General features: G+C 64.5%; 19 protein-coding genes and 1 pseudogene. 9 read left to right on the top strand and 11 right to left on the bottom strand.

The genetic code is table 11. From position 1 onward, the window contains the following. Nucleotides 1–196 precede the first annotated feature (196 nt). The 3 genes from OXT71_07235 (at nucleotide 197) to OXT71_07225 (ending at nucleotide 5,335) form a co-directional block, all read left to right on the top strand. Nucleotides 197–1,633, top strand: coding sequence for a DUF1501 domain-containing protein (locus OXT71_07235; protein MDE2926173.1), 1,437 nt, complete (start codon nucleotides 197–199; stop codon nucleotides 1,631–1,633). Nucleotides 1,634–1,635: 2 nt separating this feature from the next. Further along, nucleotides 1,636–4,590, top strand: coding sequence for a PSD1 and planctomycete cytochrome C domain-containing protein (locus OXT71_07230; GenBank protein ID MDE2926172.1), 2,955 nt, complete (start codon nucleotides 1,636–1,638; stop codon nucleotides 4,588–4,590). 208 nt (nucleotides 4,591–4,798) lie between these two features. After that, a complete protein-coding gene (locus OXT71_07225; protein MDE2926171.1) occupies nucleotides 4,799–5,335 on the top strand; it encodes a hypothetical protein in 537 nt (178 codons plus the stop codon). A gap of 53 nt (nucleotides 5,336–5,388) precedes the next feature. Here the strand turns inward: OXT71_07225 and OXT71_07220 are convergent, their stop codons facing one another. The 6 genes from OXT71_07220 to OXT71_07195 form a co-directional block, all read right to left on the bottom strand. After that, the gene (locus OXT71_07220) at nucleotides 5,389–5,853 is read right to left on the bottom strand and encodes a PIN domain-containing protein (protein ID MDE2926170.1); all 465 of its coding nucleotides are present in this window, start codon (nucleotides 5,851–5,853) and stop codon (nucleotides 5,389–5,391) included. A gap of 54 nt (nucleotides 5,854–5,907) precedes the next feature. Beyond that, a complete protein-coding gene (locus tag OXT71_07215) occupies nucleotides 5,908–6,306 on the bottom strand; it encodes a type II toxin-antitoxin system VapC family toxin (protein ID MDE2926169.1) in 399 nt (132 codons plus the stop codon). After that, entirely contained in the window at nucleotides 6,303–6,539 is a 237-nt protein-coding gene (locus OXT71_07210) for a hypothetical protein (GenBank protein ID MDE2926168.1), read from the bottom strand. The genes OXT71_07215 and OXT71_07210 overlap by 4 nt, the downstream gene beginning before the upstream one ends. 201 nt (nucleotides 6,540–6,740) lie before the next feature. Further along, nucleotides 6,741–7,079 carry an XRE family transcriptional regulator gene (locus OXT71_07205; protein MDE2926167.1) on the bottom strand — a complete coding sequence of 113 codons (339 nt, stop codon included), beginning with the start codon at nucleotides 7,077–7,079 and terminating at the stop codon, nucleotides 6,741–6,743. After that, nucleotides 7,076–7,444 carry a type II toxin-antitoxin system RelE/ParE family toxin gene (locus OXT71_07200; protein MDE2926166.1) on the bottom strand — a complete coding sequence of 123 codons (369 nt, stop codon included), beginning with the start codon at nucleotides 7,442–7,444 and terminating at the stop codon, nucleotides 7,076–7,078. The genes OXT71_07205 and OXT71_07200 overlap by 4 nt, the downstream gene beginning before the upstream one ends. A 150-nt stretch (nucleotides 7,445–7,594) precedes the next feature. Beyond that, nucleotides 7,595–7,942, bottom strand: coding sequence for a TIM barrel protein (locus OXT71_07195; GenBank protein ID MDE2926165.1), 348 nt, complete (start codon nucleotides 7,940–7,942; stop codon nucleotides 7,595–7,597). 125 nt (nucleotides 7,943–8,067) lie between these two features. Here OXT71_07195 and OXT71_07190 point away from each other — a divergent pair, with 125 nt between their 5' ends. Beyond that, nucleotides 8,068–9,177, top strand: coding sequence for a Fic family protein (locus tag OXT71_07190; protein MDE2926164.1), 1,110 nt, complete (start codon nucleotides 8,068–8,070; stop codon nucleotides 9,175–9,177). 41 nt (nucleotides 9,178–9,218) lie between these two features. Here the strand turns inward: OXT71_07190 and OXT71_07185 are convergent, their stop codons facing one another. The 4 genes from OXT71_07185 to OXT71_07170 are packed head-to-tail and all read right to left on the bottom strand — an operon-like array spanning nucleotide 9,219 to nucleotide 11,884. Further along, nucleotides 9,219–10,181 (bottom strand): sugar phosphate isomerase/epimerase, encoded by a 963-nt coding sequence (locus OXT71_07185; protein ID MDE2926163.1) that lies wholly within the window; start codon nucleotides 10,179–10,181, stop codon nucleotides 9,219–9,221. Continuing rightward, complete coding sequence (locus OXT71_07180) at nucleotides 10,178–11,236, bottom strand: amidohydrolase family protein (protein ID MDE2926162.1); 1,059 nt, start codon at nucleotides 11,234–11,236, stop codon at nucleotides 10,178–10,180. Before OXT71_07180 ends, OXT71_07185 begins: the two co-directional genes overlap by 4 nt. Then, nucleotides 11,229–11,654, bottom strand: coding sequence for a PIN domain-containing protein (locus tag OXT71_07175; protein MDE2926161.1), 426 nt, complete (start codon nucleotides 11,652–11,654; stop codon nucleotides 11,229–11,231). Before OXT71_07175 ends, OXT71_07180 begins: the two co-directional genes overlap by 8 nt. Continuing rightward, nucleotides 11,651–11,884, bottom strand: coding sequence for a type II toxin-antitoxin system PrlF family antitoxin (locus OXT71_07170; protein ID MDE2926160.1), 234 nt, complete (start codon nucleotides 11,882–11,884; stop codon nucleotides 11,651–11,653). Before OXT71_07170 ends, OXT71_07175 begins: the two co-directional genes overlap by 4 nt. A 212-nt stretch (nucleotides 11,885–12,096) precedes the next feature. Between OXT71_07170 and lexA the strand changes: the two genes are divergently transcribed. From lexA to OXT71_07145, 5 genes and pseudogenes are all read left to right on the top strand, one after another. Next, nucleotides 12,097–12,714, top strand: coding sequence for a transcriptional repressor LexA (gene lexA, locus OXT71_07165; GenBank protein MDE2926159.1), 618 nt, complete (start codon nucleotides 12,097–12,099; stop codon nucleotides 12,712–12,714). A 172-nt stretch (nucleotides 12,715–12,886) separates the two neighbouring features. Continuing rightward, a complete protein-coding gene (locus OXT71_07160) occupies nucleotides 12,887–13,522 on the top strand; it encodes a recombinase A (protein ID MDE2926158.1) in 636 nt (211 codons plus the stop codon). After that, nucleotides 13,467–14,969 (top strand): DNA polymerase Y family protein, encoded by a 1,503-nt coding sequence (locus OXT71_07155; protein MDE2926157.1) that lies wholly within the window; start codon nucleotides 13,467–13,469, stop codon nucleotides 14,967–14,969. Before OXT71_07160 ends, OXT71_07155 begins: the two co-directional genes overlap by 56 nt. A 90-nt stretch (nucleotides 14,970–15,059) precedes the next feature. After that, nucleotides 15,060–18,189, top strand: a pseudogene (locus tag OXT71_07150) (error-prone DNA polymerase). A 156-nt stretch (nucleotides 18,190–18,345) separates the two neighbouring features. Further along, the gene (locus tag OXT71_07145) at nucleotides 18,346–19,533 is read left to right on the top strand and encodes a serine hydrolase (GenBank protein MDE2926156.1); all 1,188 of its coding nucleotides are present in this window, start codon (nucleotides 18,346–18,348) and stop codon (nucleotides 19,531–19,533) included. Between the two features lie 19 nt (nucleotides 19,534–19,552). Here the strand turns inward: OXT71_07145 and OXT71_07140 are convergent, their stop codons facing one another. Then, nucleotides 19,553–20,893 (bottom strand): tetratricopeptide repeat protein, encoded by a 1,341-nt coding sequence (locus OXT71_07140; protein ID MDE2926155.1) that lies wholly within the window; start codon nucleotides 20,891–20,893, stop codon nucleotides 19,553–19,555. Nucleotides 20,894–20,900: the final 7 nt, after the last annotated feature.

Genomic DNA, 20,900 nt, shown 5'->3' with positions numbered 1-20,900 from the left:
GAGCGACAGGAGGGGGGACGGTTAGTCCCCCACTCTTCCGCGTTACCACGGAATAGCGTGAAGGGGGGCTTTCCGCCTCCCCCAACCCCCCGGAATCGGGTTAACAACCCCCACTCCCATGCGGCGGCTGGAAAGTCAACGCTCCTCGGCGTAACATTTAGGCCAGATCAAATCCACTGGACTCAGGGACTTGAGCATGATCCGGGACGTTCTTCCGCATACCGTCTCCCGCCGCAAGCTTCTGGAAATCAGCGGTCTCGGCATGGGCAGCGTGGCTCTCGCCAGCATGCTGAAAGCCGAAGAGGATCGCCGCGTTTACAACGACCTGAAACCGCGCAAGGGCCACTTTCCCGCCCCTGCGAAAGCGGTGATCCAGTTCGTCCAGAACGGCGGCCCCAGCCAGATGGACCTGTTCGATCCCAAGCCCGAGCTGACGAAGTGGTCCGGCAAACCGCATCCGGACGGCGTCGAGATCCATCAGCCCAACAACGCCAACGTGCTGCTGGCCAGCCCGTTCCAGTTCAGCAAGCACGGCCAGAGCGGCATGGATCTGGGCGAGACCCTTCCCCACCTGGCGACCGTCGCCGACGACATCTGCCTCATTCGCTCCATGCACACCGAGCACAACAACCACTCGGAAGGTCTGCACATGCTGCTGACCTGCCATATCTTCTCCGGCCGGCCGGTGCTGGGGTCTTGGGTGTCTTACGCGCTGGGAACGGAAAATCAGAACCTCCCCGCCTTTGTGGTGTTGCGCGATCCGGAGGGGTATTCGACCTTGGGCAAGCAGCTCTGGACCAGCGGCTTCCTGTCAGCCCTCCATCAGGGCGTGGAGTTCAGCTCCACCGGGACCCCGGTCCGGCACCTGCATCCCCGGGTGCCGCCGCCGCCCGGCGCCCAGCGGGCGGAGCTGGACACGCTGGCCAAGCTGAACCGGTTGCATCTGGGCCGCCACCCGGGCGACTCGGAGTTGGAGGCTCGCATCCAGAACTACGAGCTGGCCGCGCGCATGCAACTGGCCGCCACGGACGTCCTGGACGTCTCCAAGGAGTCGGAAGCGACGAAGAAGCTCTACGGGATGGACAACCCCGTCTCCGCCGGCTACGGCCTGCGCTGCCTGATGGCCCGCCGCATGATCGAGGCCGGCGTCCGGTTCGTCCAAATCCATCCGGGACCAGGACAGCCCTGGGACAATCACGCCAAGCTCAGGGAGAAATTGAGCCGGATCTGCGCCAAGACCGACCAGCCGGTGGCCGGATTGCTGAAGGACCTGAAGAGCCGCGGGTTGCTGGAGAGCACGGTCCTGCTGTGGGCGGGCGAATTCGGACGCCTTCCCACCACCCAGAACTCCGACGGCCGGGATCACAACCGGAACGCGTTCAGCCTCTGGCTGGCCGGCGGCGGCTTCAAGAAGGGCCTGATCTACGGAGCGACCGACGAGTTCGGCTACCGGTCCACGGTGAACCGTGTCGGCGTCGCCGACTTGCAGGCCACGCTGCTGCAGCAGCTCGGAATCGATCACAAACGGCTGACCGTCCTCCACGAGGGCCGGGCGGAAACCCCCACCAACGCCAGCATCACGGGCGCGCGCATCGTCTCGGACATCCTCGAGAATCCTCCGCGGGAGGCCTGACCGTGCGGCTTTCACGTCTCCTGGCTCCGCTTGCAATCTTGGGTGCGCTGTCGACGGCGGCCGTCTTCGGTCAACCCAGCTTCGAGCGGGACGTGGAGCCCATCTTCAAGACCAATTGCTACAGTTGCCATGGCGGCACCGCCATGGTCGGGCTGGATCTGCGCACGGCCACCTCCGTTCTGCGCGGCAGCCACGAGGGGCCGGTGGTGGCGAAGCACGCGCCCGCAGACAGTCTGCTCTACCGGAAGGTCTCCCAGCGGTTGATGCCGCCCCCTGCGTTCAACCTGAAGCTCACCGACTCGGAGATCGACACCGTCCGGCGCTGGATCGAGGCGGGCGCCCCCTCGGACGAGGAAGCGATTATCGCCGCCAAGAGGGAAGAGGAGACCGCGCGGTTCCGGGATCTGGCGCTTCCCATCTTCGAGGACCGCTGCTTCGCCTGTCACGCCTCGGACCAGCCCATGGGGGGGTTGGACCTGCGCACGGTGCAGTCGGTGTTGAAGGGAAGCGAAGGCGGTCCCGTGATCTCCGATCTCGGGTCCATCAAGAGCATCCTGATCCGAAAGGTGACCTCTGGCGAGATGCCGCCCCCGGGCATGGGCCGGCCGCTCGGCGACGGCGAGATCCGGACGCTCGCCCGCTGGATCGACACTTCGGACTTCCGGCTTCTGCGGCCTCACGCCGAGCGCACCACCTTCAACCCGGCCGAAGCGCCGCCGGTGACCGACGAGGACCGCCAGTTCTGGTCCTTCCGGAAGCCTGAGGCCGCACCCGTCCCGAAGGTGGAGAATCGAAACCGGATCCGCACGCCGATTGACGCCTTCCTGCTGGCGAGGCTCGAATCCGAAGGGCTCGGTTTCTCGCCCGAGGCCTCCAAGCTCACGTTGCTGCGCCGCGCCTGGCTGGACCTGATCGGAGTCCCTCCTTCTCCGAAGGATATCCGGGCCTACCTCGACGACAAGAGGCCCGATGCATACGAGCGGCTCATCGACTCGCTGCTGGAGTCGAAGCACTACGGTGAGCGTTGGGGCCGCCATTGGCTGGATGCGGCCGGCTACAGTGACGTCTCCGGGTTCGACTCCGCCGTCGACAACGTGATCGTCGTCGACGGGATGTGGCGCTACCGCGACTGGGTGATCCGGGCTTTCAACCAGGACATGCCCTACGATCAATTCCTGGTGGAGCAATTGGCCGGTGACGAACTCGTGGACTGGCGCTCGGCCGAGACCTACACCCCGGAAATGCTGGACAAGCTCGTCGCCACCGGCTATCTCCGATCCGTCTTCGACCGCACCGACCAGGACGTGGTGAACCTGGTGGGAGAGCGGTACGACGTGCTCTTCCACCTGATGGAGAAGGTCTCCACCGGTTTGATGGGACTGACCATGGGCTGTGCCCGCTGCCACAGCCACAAGTACGATCCCATCCCGCAGCGGGACTACTACCGCCTGCTGTCGGTCTTTGCCACCGGGTACAACCCGGTGCGCTGGCTGCAGCCCAAGAACCATCACCTGCCCAGCGTCTCCAAACGGGAACAGGAGGCAATCGAGCGCCACAACGCCGAAATCGACAAGCCCGCGGCCAAGCTCAAGGAGCGGCTCGAGGCCATCCACCGTCCCTACCGCGACAAACTGCTGGACGGCAAGCTAGAGGAACTGCCGGAAAACATCCGCCCCGAGACGAAAGAGGCTCTGGCCACGCCCGAAGCCGACCGGAACGAAGTGCAGAAGTTCCTGGCCTCCAAATTCGAGGAGCAACTGACCGTCTCCCCGGAGGACGTGGTCAAGGCCCTGAACGAGGAGCATCTCGCGGCCCACAAGAAGCTGACCGAACGGCTCCGGATCCTGGACGGCTACCGCCGTTCCTGGGACAAGATCCAGGCCCTGTGGGACTTGGCGGCGCCGCCCAAGATCCGTCTGCTGCAGCGCGGCGAGGTCGAGCGCCCGGGGCCGCCGGTCCGGCCGGGCTTCCTGGAGGTGGTCAGCCGGCCCGGAGGGACCGATGCGGTCCGGCCGCCGGAGACGCAGGGTGAGACCAGCGGCCACCGTCTGGCCTTCGCCCATTGGCTGACCCGGACCGACCACCCTCTTACCGCCCGGGTGTTCGTGAACCAAGTCTGGCAGCACCACTTCGGGCGAGGCATCGTCGAGACTCAGGACAACTTCGGCAATCAGGGCAAGCCCCCGTCCCATCCCGAGCTGCTGGATTGGCTGGCGGTGGAATTCGTGCGCCAGGGCTGGAGCGTCAAGAAGCTCCACAAGCTGATCATGACCTCCACGGCCTACCGGCAATCGTCCGAGGGACCTGCCGCCGGCTCCGTCGCGCTCCGGGCGGATCCGGAAAACCGGCTCTTGTGGCGCATGAACCTGCGCCGGTTGGAAGCGGAAATCCTGCGTGATTCCATCATGGCCGCCAGCGGCAAGCTGGACTGGACCATGGGTGGACCTCCGGTCGAGGGCCCGCTGATGGCCGACGGCCTGAAGACGCTGAACCCGCACACCGATTCGCCGGGTGAGATTGCCGACGCCCAGGCCACGGGAGTCTGGCGGCGCAGCGTCTACCTGCTGGCCCGGCGCTACTTCCCGTTGGGATTCCTGGAGACCTTCGACGCTCCCATCATGCAGACCAACTGCAGCCGGCGGTTGAACTCGGTCTCGCCGCTCCAGTCGCTCACGCTGATGAACGACGATTTCGTCGTGGAGAACGCCCAGGCCTTCGCCCAGCGGGTCGCCGCCCTGTCCAACGGCGATCCGGACGCGGCGATCGAGAAGGCCTACCTGCTGGCCCTCTCCCGCCCGCCCTCAGCCGAGGAAGCCCAGATCGCCCGGGCGCATCTGGCTCGCCAGAAAGATCTCTATCTCAAGGCCAACGCCGAAGAGGCACAGGCCGAGAAGAAAGCCCTGGAGAGCCTCTGCCACCTGCTGTTCCTCACCAACGAGTTCCTCTATATCGGGTAGGAGTGGGGACATTCCTGTCCCCCGCAACTCCTCAAGGAGCGGCGGTTTCCTAACCGCCGAACTCCGGTGTAACAAACTTGGCGACGAAGACTGGGCGATTGGAAACCACCGCTCATTTTCCTCCGAATGGGGGACAGTCTTGCCCCCAATTGGCTTCAACGAAGGCGTTACGGGGACAATTGGGATTGATCATGCAAGGAGGGGCTTTATGGAGGTGGACTTGCTTTCGCAATCGTGGGTGGAAGTCGAGAAGGACTATAAGGGAGGCCTGCTGAACTCAGAGCGTTGTTTGCAGGCCTCGATGTACCGCGCGTTCAGATTGCATGCACCGGGGGAACTCGACACGTTTGTCGAGCCGGAACTTTCCCTTCGGTCCAAAAAGTATCGGCCGGATCTCGTAATCTGCGAGGACACTCGCGTCAGTGCCATTGTCGAGATCAAGTTTGTTCCTCACCGGTTTGCGCGTTACAAACGAGACATCGATAAGCTTCAAGAGTTAGCGGACATGGATGATCAACCGATTTCCATAGATCCAGCGACAGGAGAATGGTCGTCGACAACATATCGGGCCGATTGCTGCACAAAGCTGGTGTTCGCCGTCGTGGCGCGGCACGATTCGGCGGCGCTGGACTCGCATTCGATTTCGGCCCGACTGAAACCAGAGTTCAAAAAAAGGTTCTTCCTGTTGTCGGGTTCTATCGGTGGCTCGCACGGTAGCTGTTTCGGATGTTATCCCTGCACCTGAAACGGGAAACGATGGCCGCAGACGTGGTTGACCGGTACGAGCGCTGACCCCCGTTACAGCGTCTCCCAGGGATTGACAACGCCGAGGTCCAAGCTGCTGAAGTCGGCGACGTTCCTGGTTGCAAGCGCCAAGTCGTGGGCCCTGGCGGTGCCGGCAATCAGTGCATCTCCCAAGTCCAACATGCGCCCGGCGCGATGCGCCTGCGCGCGAAAGTGGGCGGCCCATTCCGCGCCCATCCTCTCCAGAGGAAGGACGCGGTCTTCATATCCGGTGATGAATTCCGACAGCGTCGCACGCAAGCGGTCGCGGCGCTGTCCCAGCGGCAGCAGTCGCAAGCCGAATTCCAACTCGTGTAACGCGATGGCGGAAACCCACAGATCTTGGTGTTCGGACAGGAAAGCGACACCCGATGGCGCCCCAGGGTCCTGATGCGCAAGAAGACGTCGGTACGCACTAAAGGCGACTCGGTGAGAAATGCAGATTGCAACCTTTCCACACCAGATAACGTGGAAACTCACACTTTTCCCACAGACTTTTTCACAGGAATCAGCGAATTTGCCCTTCGAAACAAGTTAACCGGTTGGAATGAGGATCTCGCAGGCAGGACCCGTGGCCCGCTCGAGCCTCCGGTCAAGTGTCGCCAGCGAACACCCCAACGCTTCGGCCAGCGCCACGTACCACGCATCGTAGCTGGTCAGGTTGCTCCGAAGTGCCCACACCCGGTCAGCGAATGGCGCGAACGGGAACAGGTCCAGATCGAGCCGAAGCAGATCGCGCTGTGCACTGTTGGCCTCGAGCCTCGAAATTTTCCCGATCCCTTCCAACCGGCGCAAGATGTTGCTCACCTCCGCCAGGAGCAATTCCGGACCGGCCAGAGAGTCCTGGGCCATTAACGACTCCGCCCACACCCCTTCGCGTCCCGAGTCGACCAGGGCCGCAACCAACACGGACGCATCGACGACGATGGTCACATCCGGTCCGCATCCCGGACGCGCAAAATGCTGGAGGGGCGAACGCGAGTGCCCGCCGCCGCCTTCCGCTCGCGAACGCGTTGGAGCCAATCGTCGAGGGACGGCCGGGAGGCGATCCGTTCCAACTCGTGACGCAGAAATTCCTGCATGGATTGGCGCCGCAACGCGGCGCGCGCCGCGAGTTCGTCCCGCACCTTTTCGGGGACACGCCGGATGGTGATCTGTACCGGCATGCTGTCATTATGACTGCATAGACATGGATATGAAAGCAAAATACAGTAAAGTCCAGCATTGTCAGCGGCATGCGTGCTCGTTCGCAAGGCTTGCCTCTGGGTGCCCTCACCCGACTCGAAGGCCGCAGACAGACGGGACCGGTACGGTGAGATGGCAGGCGAGAGTGCGGAATGGGATCTTGCCCGGATCTCCCAGTAGGACTATGACTTGGTTGTAGGGGTTTCATCCCCTAGAGCAGCAATACCAGTCACTGCTATGGGTGGACGATCGGGGAATTCCGCCACCAAGCTCAACTTCCCGCCCATTGCCTGGACGTAGCCACTGAGGGTGGAAATCAACAGATCGGTACGTTTCTCGATACGGGAAATGTTTTCTTGGTTGATCCCGAGTTCTTTTGCGACCTGTACCTGTGTCTGTCTCCGAGCCTTGCGGAGATCTCGGAGACACATCTCTTCAGCGATCAGCGCCTTCGCCCGCTCCTCAACCTTTTGCCGGCGCGACGCGGGGAGTTTGGTCAATCTCTCAGTGAGAGTCTTCATTTTGCCCTCCTTTCGTCTGTCAATCTGTCGAGGTGCGCATCGAACCTTTGGTCCGCCGTCTTGATCAGCCGTTTGTAGAATCGCCTCGTGTTTGATCCGGATTTGTCCCCAGCCACAAGCAGTATGGCCTTTCGCTCAGGATCGAAGGCAAAAGCGACTCGCCAGACACCGTTGTCGACCTGAAACCGCAGTTCTTTCATGTTGGCGTGGTGTGATCCTTTGAGGGTATCCACGCGGGGGCGCCCCAGGGTCGGACCGAATCTTTCAAGTAGCATTGCTAACGCAAGTAGCTCATCCTGCACAATGGTCGACAGGCTATCGAATTCCGTGTCAAAGACCGGGTCGAATCGGACTTCCCAGCTCACCGACAAAATTATGACTTTCATTACATATGACTTCAATCGCATGAGTTTTGCGACTGGCTCCTGGCGAGATCCCCTCTGTCTGCCGGCTAAGGAGGAAACAAGTAGTCTGCCGGGACGCAGCGCCCGTCGAATGGCATGTACCGCGAGTTGCTAGCCCAACTCTTTTTCCAGATCCCTGATGAATCTCGCTGAATCTCGCGCGATGTTTTCGGGGCCGTGTTCGAAATGGAAGACCTCGAGCGACACCCAGCCCGGATAGGCGAGATCCTTCAACGCCTGTAGGACCGGCTTGAAGTCGTAGTCGCCGGTCCCCGGATGGCGGCCGTCCAGTTCGTTGACGTGGACGTGCTTGATGTAGCGGTCGTATTTCCGGATCGCTTCACCGTGAGGCAGGGTCTCGCCGACGGCGTTGTGGGTGTCGAAGACAGGAGGGGACAGTCTTGTTCCCCAGTCCAGCCGACCTGATCGCTCACATTTTTCCCACAGACTTTTCCACAAGAGGTATACATGTCGTGCGTGCCTGGAGACTGCGGCGATTGTCGGCAGTATTCGACGCACAAATGCGGCGATAAATTGCCTTCTGCGGCGATTATGTCCTACAATCTCCGCGAATTATGCGGAGAATGTACATCTACGAACATCCCGACTGGCCCCATCTCCACTGGAAGAATGACAGCCTGATCGAAATGCTGGCGACCGTCCGGTATCGACAGGGACGGTTGATCGGTCAGATGGAGGCCCTCGGCTTCGATCTACGGCAGGAGGCGGTATTCGAAACCCTTACGGAGGACGTGCTGAAGACGAGCGATATCGAAGGGGAACGACTCGACGCGGATCAGGTCCGCTCCTCGGTTGCCCGACATCTCGGTCTCGACCTCGGCGGTCTCAGGCACGCCGACCGCAGGGTCGAGGGGATCGTGGAAATGATGCTGGATGCCACCGGACGCCATGAGGAGCCGCTGACCGGAACTCGACTCCACGGCTGGCACGAGTCTCTGTTTCCGTCTGGCCGTAGCGGCCGGCGGCGGATCAGGGTGGGAGGTTGGCGCGATGACCGCACCGGCCCGATTCAGGTCGTGTCCGGTCCCATCGGTCGTGAGCGGGTGCATTTCGAGGCCCCGCCCGCGGTCCGCCTTGCCCGGGAAATGGAGGCCTTTCTGGATTGGTTCAATGCGCCTGCCGACACCGATGAAGTGGTCAAGGCCGGGGTTGCCCACCTCTGGTTCGTCACCCTTCACCCCTTTGACGACGGCAATGGCCGCATGGCGCGGGCGATTGCGGACATGGTCCTGGCCCGCTCCGAGGGGAGTTCGCAACGCTACTACAGCATGTCGTCGCAAATTCGGCAGGAACGCGCCGACTACTATGACGTCCTCGAACGGACGCAGAAGGGTACGACGGACATCACGGCTTGGTTGGTCTGGTTCCTGGTCTGCCTGGGCCGTGCCATCGAGAATTCACGGAGGACGCTGGCGACGGTCCATAAAAAAGCACGATTCTGGAAACGTGTTGCCGATGTTCCTCTCAACCGGCGCCAGAGACGGGTCCTCGACCGCCTCCTGGGTGAGTTCGAGGGGAAGTTGACCACTTCGAAATGGGCCAAGCTCGCCAAATGTTCCCAGGATACGGCCCTGCGGGACATTACCGATCTGGTCCGGCGCGGTCTCCTCGCCCGCAATCCGGGAGGGGGCCGAAGCACGAGCTACAGTCTGGTCGAAACTTCGACATCATGAGCCGGTAGGCGAACTCGCGGCGTGGGCCCCGTCTGCGTCTCTCAGGAACTGGAGCAAGTTCTGACGGAGGACTTTGGGGAGCTTTGGACCGTATCGCAGTCTGTATCGTAGACCAGCTTCTTCTCCAGATCCCTGATGAATCTCGCCGAATCTCGCGCGATGTTTTCGGGGCCGTGTTCGAAGTGGAAGACTTCGAGCGACACCCAGCCCGGATAGGCGAGATCCTTCAACGCCTGCAGGACCGCCTTGAAGTCGTAGTCGCCGGTCCCCGGATGGCGGCCGTCCAGCTCGTTGACGTGGATGTGCTTGATGTAGCGGTCGTATTTCCGGATCGCTTCACCGTGAGGCAGGGTCTCGGCGACGGCGTTGTGGGTGTCGAACATGGATTGCACCGCCGGGCTGCCGATCTGCTCCACGATGGCGGTCGCCTCCCCCAGGTTGTTGACCACGTCGCAGAGATGCGGCGCCAGGGGCTCCAGGAGGATCCGCACCCGGCGCGCCTCGGCATCGGGAGCCACCTTGGCCAGCCCCGCGGCCAGGCGGCGCCTGGCCTCCCGTTGCGTTGCTCCGTCCACCGTGCCGCGCTGGCGGGCCGAGCCCAGGATCATCAGGCCGGCGTCGCCCAGGTCGCCGCACAGGTCGACGAGGCCCCGGAAGTAGTCCCAGCTTCTCTCCCTCCGGGTCCGGTCCGGCGTCGTCAGGTGAAGCCGGCGGGGGGCCTTGAGCATGTTGTGCAGCCCGGCGTAGAGGAGTCCTTCCGATTTGCGGATGTCCCGCAGCTCTCTGCGCCGGGCGGCGGAGAGGGAGTTGGGATCGTCCGAGAGCAGGTGCGGCGCGATCTCGATCCCCTCGTATCCGGTCCGGACCGCCCCCTTGCAGGCCTCGGTGAAGCTCCAGCCCTGGAACGTCCCGCTGCAGACGGCGAGGCGGAATCGGTAGCCGGCGGGCTTGCGGGGAGTTCTTCCTTCAGACCCTGCCTGGGAACGGCCGGACACCGGGTTCATAGCTGGAAGAGCGTCTTCGCGTTGCCGGTATAAATTTTCTCCAGATCCGCGGCCGGCAGGCCGAGGCTGTCGATTTTCGACACGATCAGATTGGGGTCCACCCACGGATGGTCGCTGGCGTAGAGCAGCCTGTCCGGACCGGCGAAGTCGTAGCCGTAACGGATGGCCATGGCGATGGGCGAGACCGTATCGAAATAGATCTGACGCAGGTACTCGCTGGGCGGCCGGTGGATGTTCTCCGCGCCCCGCTTGAGCACCTGGGTCTGATGGTCCATGCGCCCGATCAGATAGGGCAGCGCCCCGCCCACGTGCGGGCAAAGCAGCTTGAGCCGGGGGTGCCGGTCCAGGATCCCGGCCAGGATGATCCGGGCCAGGGCGATGGTGGTGTCGAACATCAGGCCCAGGCCGCCCACCAGGGAGCGTCCCTTCACGGCGTCGTACGTCATGGGGTAGGCGGGATGGAGCAATATGGGAATGCCCATCTCTTCGGCCCGTTTGAACAGGGGCCGGAACTCCTCTTCGTCGGGAAAACGGCCCGCCAGATTGGAGTAGAGCAGGATGCCGCGGAACCCGAGCTGGTCGACGCAGCGGTCCAGTTCCCGGAGCGACTCCTCCATGTGATGGAGCGGCAGTGTCGCCAGCCCGAAGAAACGTCCCGGATACGACTCGGCGGCGTCTCCGATGAAGTCGTGCGCCAGCTTGGCCACCTTGGGGCCGTCGGCGCCGAAGCACTCGGGTCCGGGGTCGTTGATGCTGAGGGCCGAGGTCCGGATGCCGGCCCGGTCCATGTCGGCGATCTTGGCGTCCACGTCCAGGTGTTGCGGCCGGACGCGCCGGCGCCATTCCCCCGTGAGGGTGTAGTAGGCGCCCTCCTGCTCGTAGGCCCGGGGGAGGGTGTCCCGGGTCATCATGAACTCGAGGACGGGAGGCGGGACCATGTGACTTTGGACGTCGATGCGGAAGAGGTTCGCGTCCGTCCGCACCCGCTCGCCAGTCGCCAGGCCCGGAACGGACGCGCTGCCGGTGGTGGAAGGAGACTCACTCCGATCAGACAATTCGTCTCCTCTCTCCATGCTTGCGGGTGAGCAGCGTCGCCCCTGCGAGCCGGGCTGGCTTCCGGTCGAAGGTGTACAGCGGATGGGCTCCCGATCGTTCGACCGCAGCCAGGATCATCAGGTCGGAAAAACCCGCTCCGCCTGTCCGATAACGGAACGCCGACCGGGCCACATCGCCGTCCGCCTCGACCACGATCCCTTCGGTGGCCACCAGTTCCTCCAGCACTGCCGCAATCCGGTCGCGGGAATGGCCATAGGCCCGTTCCAACACCCAGACGAGTTCGACGACCACTTCGCGGCAGACGTAACCGGGTCGGTCTGCCGTGAGCGAATCCAGCAACGAACGGGAGGCTTCCGCCTGATTGGCGTCGTCGCGAACCAGATAACGGACGAGGACGTTGGTGTCGAGTGCGATCACTCCACAATTGCCCCGTCGGCTACGGCCTGCTCCATTTGCTCCACGGTAACGGCGGGCCCTTCATGCCGGAGCACCCCATACAACCGGCCGATGGGCCGGACCGGCAGAATTCGCACGTTGCCCTCGGAAATGACGTAGCGCACCCGGTCCCCGGCCCGCAGGCCGAGCACCTCCCGCACGGGCTTGGGAAGTGTCGTCTGGCCCTTCTTGGTAATGGAAGATTCAATCATGGCAATATCCAATATTGACTTACAATATAGAGTATTACCTTACTAATATCAATAAAGTAAGGATACCGGTGGGGCTACGGCTCTAGAAGTTCCAGTTGTCTGGGGCTGGGAAAAATCCTCGAGATGAAAAGACGCTTGACATAACAGACAAATGTCTGTTATTCTCTCCGTTCCTGGTTTTTCCGGTCACTTGGCCGGTCAGGGAGGGAGAAATGGCCTATACGCCGCCTGGGGAGACGCGAAAAAAGGTCTACGAGTTCGTGCGGGAGAGGATCCTGAACGGATCGTCGCCCACCGTCCGGGAGGTGCAGCGGGCCTTCGGGTTCCGGGCGGTCCAGTCGGCGAGGCAGCACCTGGAGGCGCTGGTGGCCGAGGGGAAGCTGGTCAAGGACTCGGGCAAGGCCCGGTCCCACCGCCTGCCGGAGTTGGGGCGGGTTCGCTCCTCCCACCTGATCCCCATGCTGGGCCGCGTCCAGGCGGGGGAGTTGACCACGGCCCTGCAGGACCCGGGCGATTATCTCCTGGTGCAGAAGACCCGTTTCGACGACCGGGAGCTCTTCGCCCTGACCGTTCGGGGGGAGAGCATGCTCCAGGCCGGCATCCTGCCGGGAGACACCGTGATCGTCCGCCGGCAGCCGGCCGCCAGGCCGGGGGAGATCGTGGTGGCCCTGGTGGGGGAGGAGGCGACCGTCAAGCGGTACCGGGAAAAGAAGGGCCGGGTCGAGCTGCATCCCGAAAACGATGCCTTCGAGCCCATCGTCCCCCGGGAGGACGGAGAGCCGTTCTCGATCCTGGGCAAGGTCATCGAAGTCAGAAGGAACCTGGAGTAACAGCCCGTGGCAAAAGTCATCACGGCATTCGACCGTCCCTGCACAGGCGCGGACGGCGTTGCTATGGGCGCACATACTCCCGGTATGCGCGCCCATAGCGCCTTGTCCGGCGGGCGCAGGAACGGTCTCGGTGCTCGCGGGACTTTCACCACGGACTGATAAAGGAGGGAACATGTCAGCCTTGCAAGCCATCGATCTGCGGGGTCTCAGGACCCATCTCGATTGGGCGGCGGCGACGCCGCGGACGGAAACGCCGCTCTGGTCCCGGGAGCACTTGGCCGGCCGCCTCTGCGAGCTCTCCTCCAGGTCCGGAGCCGCGCTGCTGACGTCCGCCTTTCGCCTGGTGCTGGATGCACAGATGGAGGGCGAGCCGGTGGCCTGGGTCGCAGCCGGGCCGGACACCTTCTTCGCCCCGGATGCGGCCGGGAACGGCGTGGACCTGAACGCCCTGGTGGTGATTCGCGTCCCGGACGCCCAGTCCGCGGGACGCGCGGCGGACCGGCTCTTGCGGTCGGGAGCCTTCGGACTGATCGTGATGGATCTGAACTTCAATCCCACCATTTCGGTGCCGTTGCAGACGCGCCTGGTCCAGCAGGCGCGGACTCACGGTGCCGCCCTCCTCTGCCTGACCTCCAAGGCCCGGGGGGCGCCTTCGCTGGGGACCATGGTCTCGCTGCGGGGGCAGACTTCCTGCCGGCGTCTGGAGGTCGACCGCTTCCAGTACCGGATCGAGATCTTGAAGGACAGGAGTCATGGACCGGGTTGGAGCCACACCGAGGTCTGCCGTGGACCGGAAGGCCTGCATTAACATCCGGGCCCTGCCGCTGCAGCTCCTGATGAGGAGGCATCCGGAGTGGAGGCAGAGGCCGGTGGCGGTGGTGGAGCAGGAGAAACCCCAGAGCCCCATCCTCTGGGTCAACTCCGCGGCTGCGGGGTCCGGCATTCGGCCGGGGATGCGCTATGCCTCCGGCCTCTCCCTGGATCGGAACCTGTGTGCGGGCACGGTGTCCGGGAAGGAGATCGAGTCCGCGGTCCGGCAGGTGCACGAACTGCTGGCCGATTTCAGTCCCGGGGTCGAGCCCTCCCAAGACGAGCCCGGGGTCTTCTGGATCGATGCCAGCGGACTCGACAAGCTTTACGGCTCTTTCGAGAACTGGACCCGGCAGATGGCCGTCCGCCTCTCCCGGGAGGAGTTGCCGGCGAGCATCGTGGTGGGCTTCAGCCGTTTCGGCAGCTATGCCATCGCCAAGGCGGAGAACCGGGTGACGGTGCTCCCCTCCTTCGAGATGGAGGAGGTCTGCAGCCGCAAGGTGCGCCTGCAGCATCTGGGGATCAATCCGAGCTTGCGCGACCGGTTGGAGAAGCTGGGGATTCACACCGTCGGAGACTTTCTGGATCTTCCCCAAGGCGGCATCGTCCGGCATCTGGGCCAGGAGGCCTGGGCACTGTACCGTCTGGCGGCGGGCGAGCTTTCGTTGCCGCTCCAGCCCCGAATGATCCCCGAGCCTCTCCGTGTCCGGACGGAACTGGAGGAGCCTGAATCCAACGCGGCAAGACTCCTTTTCCGGATCAAGCAGTTGCTGGACCCCTTGCTGATGGCGGCGGCGGACAGGAACCAAAAGGTGTCCGTCCTCCGGTTGCAGCTTCTGCTGGAGGATGGAGACCGCCGCCTCGAGCAGATCCAGCCGGCCCGGCCCACCTTGAAGGTTTCGGTCCTGCTGGATCTGGTCCGTTTGCGCCTGGAGAGCCTCTCCCTGCCGGTTCCTCCGGTGGAGCTCTCCCTGGAAGTGGAGGGGGTGTCCGCCTCTCCCCAGGTGCTGAGCCTCCTGCAACGGAATCCGCGCCGGAACCTGGAGGCGGCCCTGCGCGCCCTGGCCCGGGTCCGGGCCGAGTTCGGCCCCGATTCGGTGCTCTCGGCCCGGCTCAAATCGGGGCATCTGCCGGAAGCCCGTTCCGAGTGGCGGCCCTTGGAGAAGCTCAAGGCGGCCAATCCCCGTTCGGTCTCCCTGCGCCCCCTGGTGCGGCGCGCCCACGCCCGCCCCCGGCCCCTGAAACGGTCTCTCTTGGAGTCGGCGGGCCGGTGGAAGCGATCCCCGGGACTGGGACGTCTACTGGGCTATCTCATCAACGGAGGGTGGTGGAGCCGGGAAGTCCGGCGGGACTACCGGTTCGTCAACACCGGCCGGGGCGAGATCCTCTGGGTCTACTACGACCAGAAAAGGCGGCGCTGGTACTCGCAGGGCCGAGTCGAGTGAGGAGGGGCGGTTTTCCTACCGCCCATTCTTTTCCCCCCTGATTCCCTGATGCGCCCATTTTCTCCTTCTCCCGTCTCCCACTGTCCTGTCGTGACTCCGGAGTCCGGCGGCAAGAAAGCCGCCGCTCCTCAGCCCTACGTCCCCCTCTGGTGCAAGAGCAACTACTCCTTCCTGGAGGGGGCCAGCCACCCCGAGGAACTGGTGGAGGCCTGCCGGGAGCAGGGGCTTTCCGCCCTGGCCCTCACCGACCGCAACGGGGTGTACGGGATCGTCCGCGCCCACGTCCGCGCCCGCCGCCTGGGCGTCCACCTGATCGTGGGCTCCCAGGTCGACCTCCGGGACGGATCGGAGCTTCTGCTGCTGGTCCAGGACCAGGAGGGCTACCGCAATCTCTGCCGCCTGTTGACCGGCGGGCACCTCCGTTCCTCCAAGGGGGAGTGCCGGCTGGGTTGGCGGGAGGTCTGCCGGCACAGCCCCGGCCTGATCGCCCTCTGGGGGATCCCACCGCCAGACTCCGGGTCTCACGCCCGGACCGAACCGGAACCTGTCCTGGAGCGGCTCCAAGCCGCTTTTCAGGATCGCCTCCACGTCTTGATTCCCAGGCACCGCCGGGCGGAGGAGGTGATGCGGGAGGCCAGGCTCCGGGAGTTGGCGGACCGCTTCGGGCTGCCCACGGTGGCCGCCGTGGAGGTGCTCTACCACTGTCCCGGCCGACGCCGCCTGCAGGACGTCCTGACCTGCATCCGGGAAGGAGTGACCCTGCCGGCGGCCGGCCGCCTCATCCGGCCCAATGATCAGCACGCCCTGAAGAGTCCGGACGATCTGGCCCGCCTCTTTGCCGACGATCCCGAGTCGGTCAAGCGGACCCGTGAAGTGGCCGCCCGCTGTTCCTTCTCGCTCCAGGAACTGCGTTACCGCTATCCGCTGGAACGCCTGCCGGAAGGAATGGACTCCAGCCGGTACCTGCGCCGGCGGACCTTCGAAGGAGCCGAGCACCGCCTGGGAGGGAAGTTCCGCAGCCAGATCCCGCAGTTGCAGAAGGAACTGGACCTGATCCGGGAGCTGGAGTACGAGGGCTATTTCCTGACCATGCACGAGCTCGTCGAGTACTGCCGCCGCCACGGCATCCTCTGCCAGGGCCGGGGGTCGGCCGCCAACTCCACCGTCTGCTTCGCCCTGGGAATCACCAGCGTGGACCCGACCCAGGTGGACCTCCTCTTCGAGCGTTTTCTGTCCCGGGAGCGGGCCGAGCCGCCCGACATCGACCTGGACATCGAGCACAACCGCCGGGAAGAGGTGATCCAGCACGTGTACCGGAAGTACGGGCGCGACCGCGCCGCCATGGTGTCCAACGTGGTCCGTTACCGCTACCGGTCCGCCATCCGGGAAGTGGGAAAGGTGCTGGGAGTCTCGGCCACCAGCCTGGACCGTCTGGCCAAGCTGGTTTTCCACGAGCGCTGGGGCGAAGAACTGGTGGGACAGGCAGGACTCGACTCCCGGAGCCCGGCCCTGGGCCACCTGGTGAATCTGGTGCAGGAGATCCAGGATTTCCCCCGCCATCTCTCCATCCATCCCGGCGGCTTCCTGCTGGGCCACCGGCCCGTTCACGACCTGGTGCCCATCGAGAACGCCTCCATGGAGGGCCGGACCGTCATCCAGTGGGACAAGGAGGACGTGGAACAGGCGGGCCTGTTCAAGGTGGACCTGCTGGGGCTGGGCGCCCTCACCCATCTGCACCTCTGCTTCGATCTCCTGCGCCGGCACCGCCGCCTGAGCCTTTCCCTGGCCACCCTCCCCAGGGAGGATTCAGCCACCTTCGACATGGTCTGCCGCGCCGATACGGTGGGGGTGTTCCAGATCGAGAGCCGGGCCCAGATGGCTATGCTGGGCCGCCTCAAGCCGCGCAACTACTACGACCTGGTGATCGAGATCAGCATCGTCCGTCCCGGACCCATCACGGGAGGCATGGTGCATCCCTACCTGCGGCGGCGCAAAGGGGAGGAAGCGGTCGAATATCCCCATCCCCGTCCTGAAGAAGACCCTGGGGATTCCCCTGTTCCAGGAGCAGGTGATGCAACTGGCCATGGTGGCCGCCGACTACACGCCGGGCGAGGCCGACCAGTTGCGGCGGGACATGGCGGCCTGGCGGCGTTCGGGACGGATCGAGCGGCACCATGAAAGGCTGGTGTCCCGCATGGTGAGGAAGGGAATCCGGAAGGAGTTCGCCGAGCGCGTCTTTCAGCAGATCCGTGGATTCGGCGACTACGGTTTCCCCGAGAGCCATGCCGCCAGCTTTGCCCATATCGCCTACGCCACCGCCTATCTCAAGTGCCACTATCCGGCGGAGTTCACCTGCGCCCTGCTGAACGCCCAGCCCATGGGGTTCTACTCTCCCTCCACCATCGTCAACGACGCCCGGATTCATGGGATCGGGATTCACCCCGTCAGCATTCTCGAAAGTGGCTGGGACTGCAGCCTGGTCCCGGCTCCGGCCGCTCCCGGACGGTCCGCCAAATTCGCGGTCCGCATGGGGTTGCGCTACGTCAAGGGGATGGGAGAGGGGGACTGGGACGGATTGGACGAAGCCGCCCGGCAGTCCCCCTTCAGCGATCTCCCGGACGTCGTCCGGAGGAGCGGACTCCGCCAGGACAAGCTGGAGACCCTGGCCGAGGCCGGCGCCTTCGAGTGCTTCGGCCTGGACCGCCGGAGCGCGCTCTGGCAGATCCAGGGCCTCGCCGGCCGGCGGCCCCCCCGGTTGCCGTTGAGCAGCCGCGCTTCTCCGCCCCCGTTCCCTCCTCTGAGCCGGCTGGAGAGCATCGTCTGGGACCATCGGGTCACCAGCCACAGCTCCCAGGCCCACCTCCTGAAACCGCTGCGGCCCGTTCTGACCGCCTGGGGACTGCCCACCGCCCTCCAACTCAACCGGATGCCGGACGGCCGCCGCGTCCGCTACGCGGGCATGGTCATCTGCCGCCAGCGCCCGGGGACCGCCCGGGGCGTCACCTTCATGACCCTGGAGGACGAGACGGGGTTCGTGAACCTGGTCATCTGGCAACAGACCTTCCAGCGCTATTCCGTCCTGGCCAAGACCCTCTCCTGCATGGGGGTCACCGGCAACCTCCAGGCGGCAGAGGGAGTCACCCACCTGGTGGTCGACAAGATCTGGAGGCCCAAGCTGGACAAAACCTCAATCCGCCTCAAAAGCCGAGACTTCCAATAGGAGCGGGGACTGTTAGTCCCCGACTGGGGGGTGCAGGGGGGCGATAGCCCCCCTCCGCGCTTCAAACAACCGAAAAAACCCCGGCCCATCGCAATTCCCCAAACCCCACCTCTTCCCTCTTTGCTCTCTCCCCTTTACTCTCTCCCCAGCACCACCATGCCCCCACCGCCCTCCAACAGACGAAGCTTCCTCACCCACCTGAGCGCCGGCGCCCTCCTCTCAGCCGCGCCGCCCCTCCGGGTCACATCCCAACCAGCACCCCACACCCACCCCCAAGACCTGGGCCTCGATCGCGCCTACGCCCTGGTCCAACGCATGCTCTCCCCCCGCCCCGAATACGGCGCCGCCATCCTGGCCGGCCGGCGCGACCGCATCCTCCCTCCCCGCGCCTTCGGCCGAATGGGCACCCTCGACGCTCCGGAAGTGCGTCCCGACACCATCTTCCTCATCGCCTCCTGCACCAAGCCCATCGTCGCCAGCGCCGCCTGCCTCCTGATCGAACGGGGCCTCCTGGAACTCGACCAACCGCTCCACGAGATCATTCCGGAAATCGCGGAAGAGCAGCACGGAATCCGCCTCATCCACCTCATGACCCACACCTCCGGTTTCGGCTCCATCCCCCGCAACCAGGAATTCCGGGCTACTCGTCAACCCCTGGACCGGTTCCTTCGCGAGATGTTCAAACGGCGAACGTCCGACTTCCCGCCCGGCACCGGTGTCAAGTACTGCAACGCCGGCTTCCTCCTCCTGAGTGAAGCGATCCGCCGCGCTAGCGGCATGTCCACCCCCGATTTCCTGAAAAAGGAGTTCTTCCGGCCCCTGGGTATGCCCGACTCGTTCCTGGGACGGACCGACCAGGACCGGAGCCGGATCTCAGACTGTGTCCTGCCCCCCGAGCTGGCGGCGGCGGTGAGCAACTGGAACACCGACTACTTCCACCGCCTGGCCAACCCCTGGGGCGGGATCTTCTCCACGGTGCGCGACTACAGCCGGTTTCTCCAGATGCTCCTCAACGGCGGAGAGTACCGGGGAGTTCGCGTTTTCAGCCCGGCCACGGTCCGGATGATGACCGGCAACCAGATCCCGCGGCTTCCCGGCTTGAGCCAGGCTCACCGGATCGCCCACGCCACGGGCCTGGGTTGGCAACTGCGGGACAACGGGCACTTCAAGTTCATGGGAAGCCTGGTCTCGCCGCAGTCCTACGGCCACTACGGTGTGACGGGCTGCTCGGTGTGGGCCGACCCGGAGACCGGCCTCTTCATGACCCTGTTCAGCAACAAGCCCTACAGCGACCGGGAGCTGGGAATCGTCTCCAACGCCGTCGCCGCCTCTCTGGTGGGATAGCCCGGAGGATTCCCGGCGCCTACTGCGTTGTGCCGCCCCGACCCTGCTGCGGAAGCTGCGAATAGGCTCTTTGGATCGCCGTCACCAGGGCGTGGCCGGGCCCCAGGCTCCGCTTGCCGATCTCCAGGGCCTCCCGGAGGAGCGGCTCCGCTTCCGCGTACCGTTGCTGGTCGCGATAGAGGAATCCCAGGTTTCCGAGGCTCCAGGCCACCTGTGGATGTCCCGGCGCCAGAGCCTTCTTGGATATCTCCAGTGACTGCTTGAAGAGCGGTTCGGCTTCGGAAAGCCTGCCCTGAGCCCGAAAGAGCTCGGCCAGGCCGCCCATGCTCCTGGCCACGTCGGGATGCTGCGGTCCAAGGACCTTCTCGTAGATGGCGATGGCCCTCCGGTAGAGGGGCTCGGCCTCGCCGTACCTGCCCTGGACTCGATGGAGTTCGGCCAGGGAGAAGAGGCTGGGAGCCGTCTGAAGGTGTTCCGGTCCCAGGATCTTTTCGTAGATGGCCAGGGCCTGCCGGTAGTAGGGCTCGGCCCGATCCGGTTTCCCCTGGATCCGGTGCAGGTCGGCCAGATTTTCCAGACCCGCCGCGACCTGACGGTTCTCCCCTCCCAGCGCCTTCCGGTAGATTTCGATGGCCCGGTTGTAGAGAGCTTCAGCTTGGGCGTACCGGTGCTGATGCCGGTGCAGGAACGCCAGGTTGTTGAGGCTGGTGGCCACGTCGGGATGCTCCGGTCCCAGTTCCTTTTCGACGATGGCCAAGGCCCGGGTGTAGAGCCCTTCCGCCTTGGAATAGTCCCCCTGGGCCCGGTGGATCAGCGCCAGGTTGTTGAGGCTGGCGGCGACGTCCGGATGCTCCGGCCCCAGAACCCGCTCGTAGATGTCCAGCGCCCTCTGGTAGAGGGGTTCGGCCTCGGCGTAGTTGCGTTGCTCCCGTTGAATTTCGGCCAGGTCGAAGAGGCTGGTGGCCCGGACCAGGCTCTGCTCCTTGTCCTCGTTCCAGGGGTTGTCGCCGCCGCCTGCGGCTCCCAGCAGCTCGGCGATCACCTTGTGGCCGGCGGCTTCCGCCATCGCCTTGGCCGTCATTCCGGCAGAGTCGGCGGCTCCCACCTCGGAGCCGGCGTCGATCAGGAACAGGACCGTCTCCCGGTGGCCGTTGGCCGCCGCCAGCATCAAGGGTGTCCGGCCCTGGTCGTCCCGTGCGTTCGGATCAGCTCCTGCGCCGGTCAACACCTTGACGATGGCCGTCTGTCCCTTCCCGGCCATATTCAGGAGATCCTGGTCGAAACTGGACTGGGGGAGCACCCAAGTGGATGCCAGAAGTAGAAGAATCGCCGTTCCCGGCCGTATTGCCAATCTCCGCATCGTGCCC

It is taken from the genome of Acidobacteriota bacterium (genome assembly GCA_028874215.1).
GTDB lineage: Bacteria > Acidobacteriota > UBA6911 > RPQK01 > JAJDTT01 > JAJDTT01.
This window is presented reverse-complemented; position numbering and strand designations above follow the sequence as displayed.

Coding starts and splice junctions, on each gene's coding strand:
- OXT71_07235 (MDE2926173.1), top strand. CDS start 197: ATGATCCGGGACGTTCTTCCGCATACCGTCTCCCGCCGCAAGCTTCTG.
- OXT71_07225 (MDE2926171.1), top strand. CDS start 4,799: ATGGAGGTGGACTTGCTTTCGCAATCGTGGGTGGAAGTCGAGAAGGAC.
- OXT71_07210 (MDE2926168.1), bottom strand. CDS start 6,539: ATGCCGGTACAGATCACCATCCGGCGTGTCCCCGAAAAGGTGCGGGAC.
- OXT71_07205 (MDE2926167.1), bottom strand. CDS start 7,079: ATGAAGACTCTCACTGAGAGATTGACCAAACTCCCCGCGTCGCGCCGG.
- OXT71_07190 (MDE2926164.1), top strand. CDS start 8,068: ATGTACATCTACGAACATCCCGACTGGCCCCATCTCCACTGGAAGAAT.
- OXT71_07185 (MDE2926163.1), bottom strand. CDS start 10,181: ATGAACCCGGTGTCCGGCCGTTCCCAGGCAGGGTCTGAAGGAAGAACT.
- OXT71_07170 (MDE2926160.1), bottom strand. CDS start 11,884: ATGATTGAATCTTCCATTACCAAGAAGGGCCAGACGACACTTCCCAAG.
- lexA (MDE2926159.1), top strand. CDS start 12,097: ATGGCCTATACGCCGCCTGGGGAGACGCGAAAAAAGGTCTACGAGTTC.
- OXT71_07160 (MDE2926158.1), top strand. CDS start 12,887: ATGTCAGCCTTGCAAGCCATCGATCTGCGGGGTCTCAGGACCCATCTC.
- OXT71_07155 (MDE2926157.1), top strand. CDS start 13,467: ATGGACCGGGTTGGAGCCACACCGAGGTCTGCCGTGGACCGGAAGGCC.
- OXT71_07145 (MDE2926156.1), top strand. CDS start 18,346: ATGCCCCCACCGCCCTCCAACAGACGAAGCTTCCTCACCCACCTGAGC.
- OXT71_07140 (MDE2926155.1), bottom strand. CDS start 20,893: ATGCGGAGATTGGCAATACGGCCGGGAACGGCGATTCTTCTACTTCTG.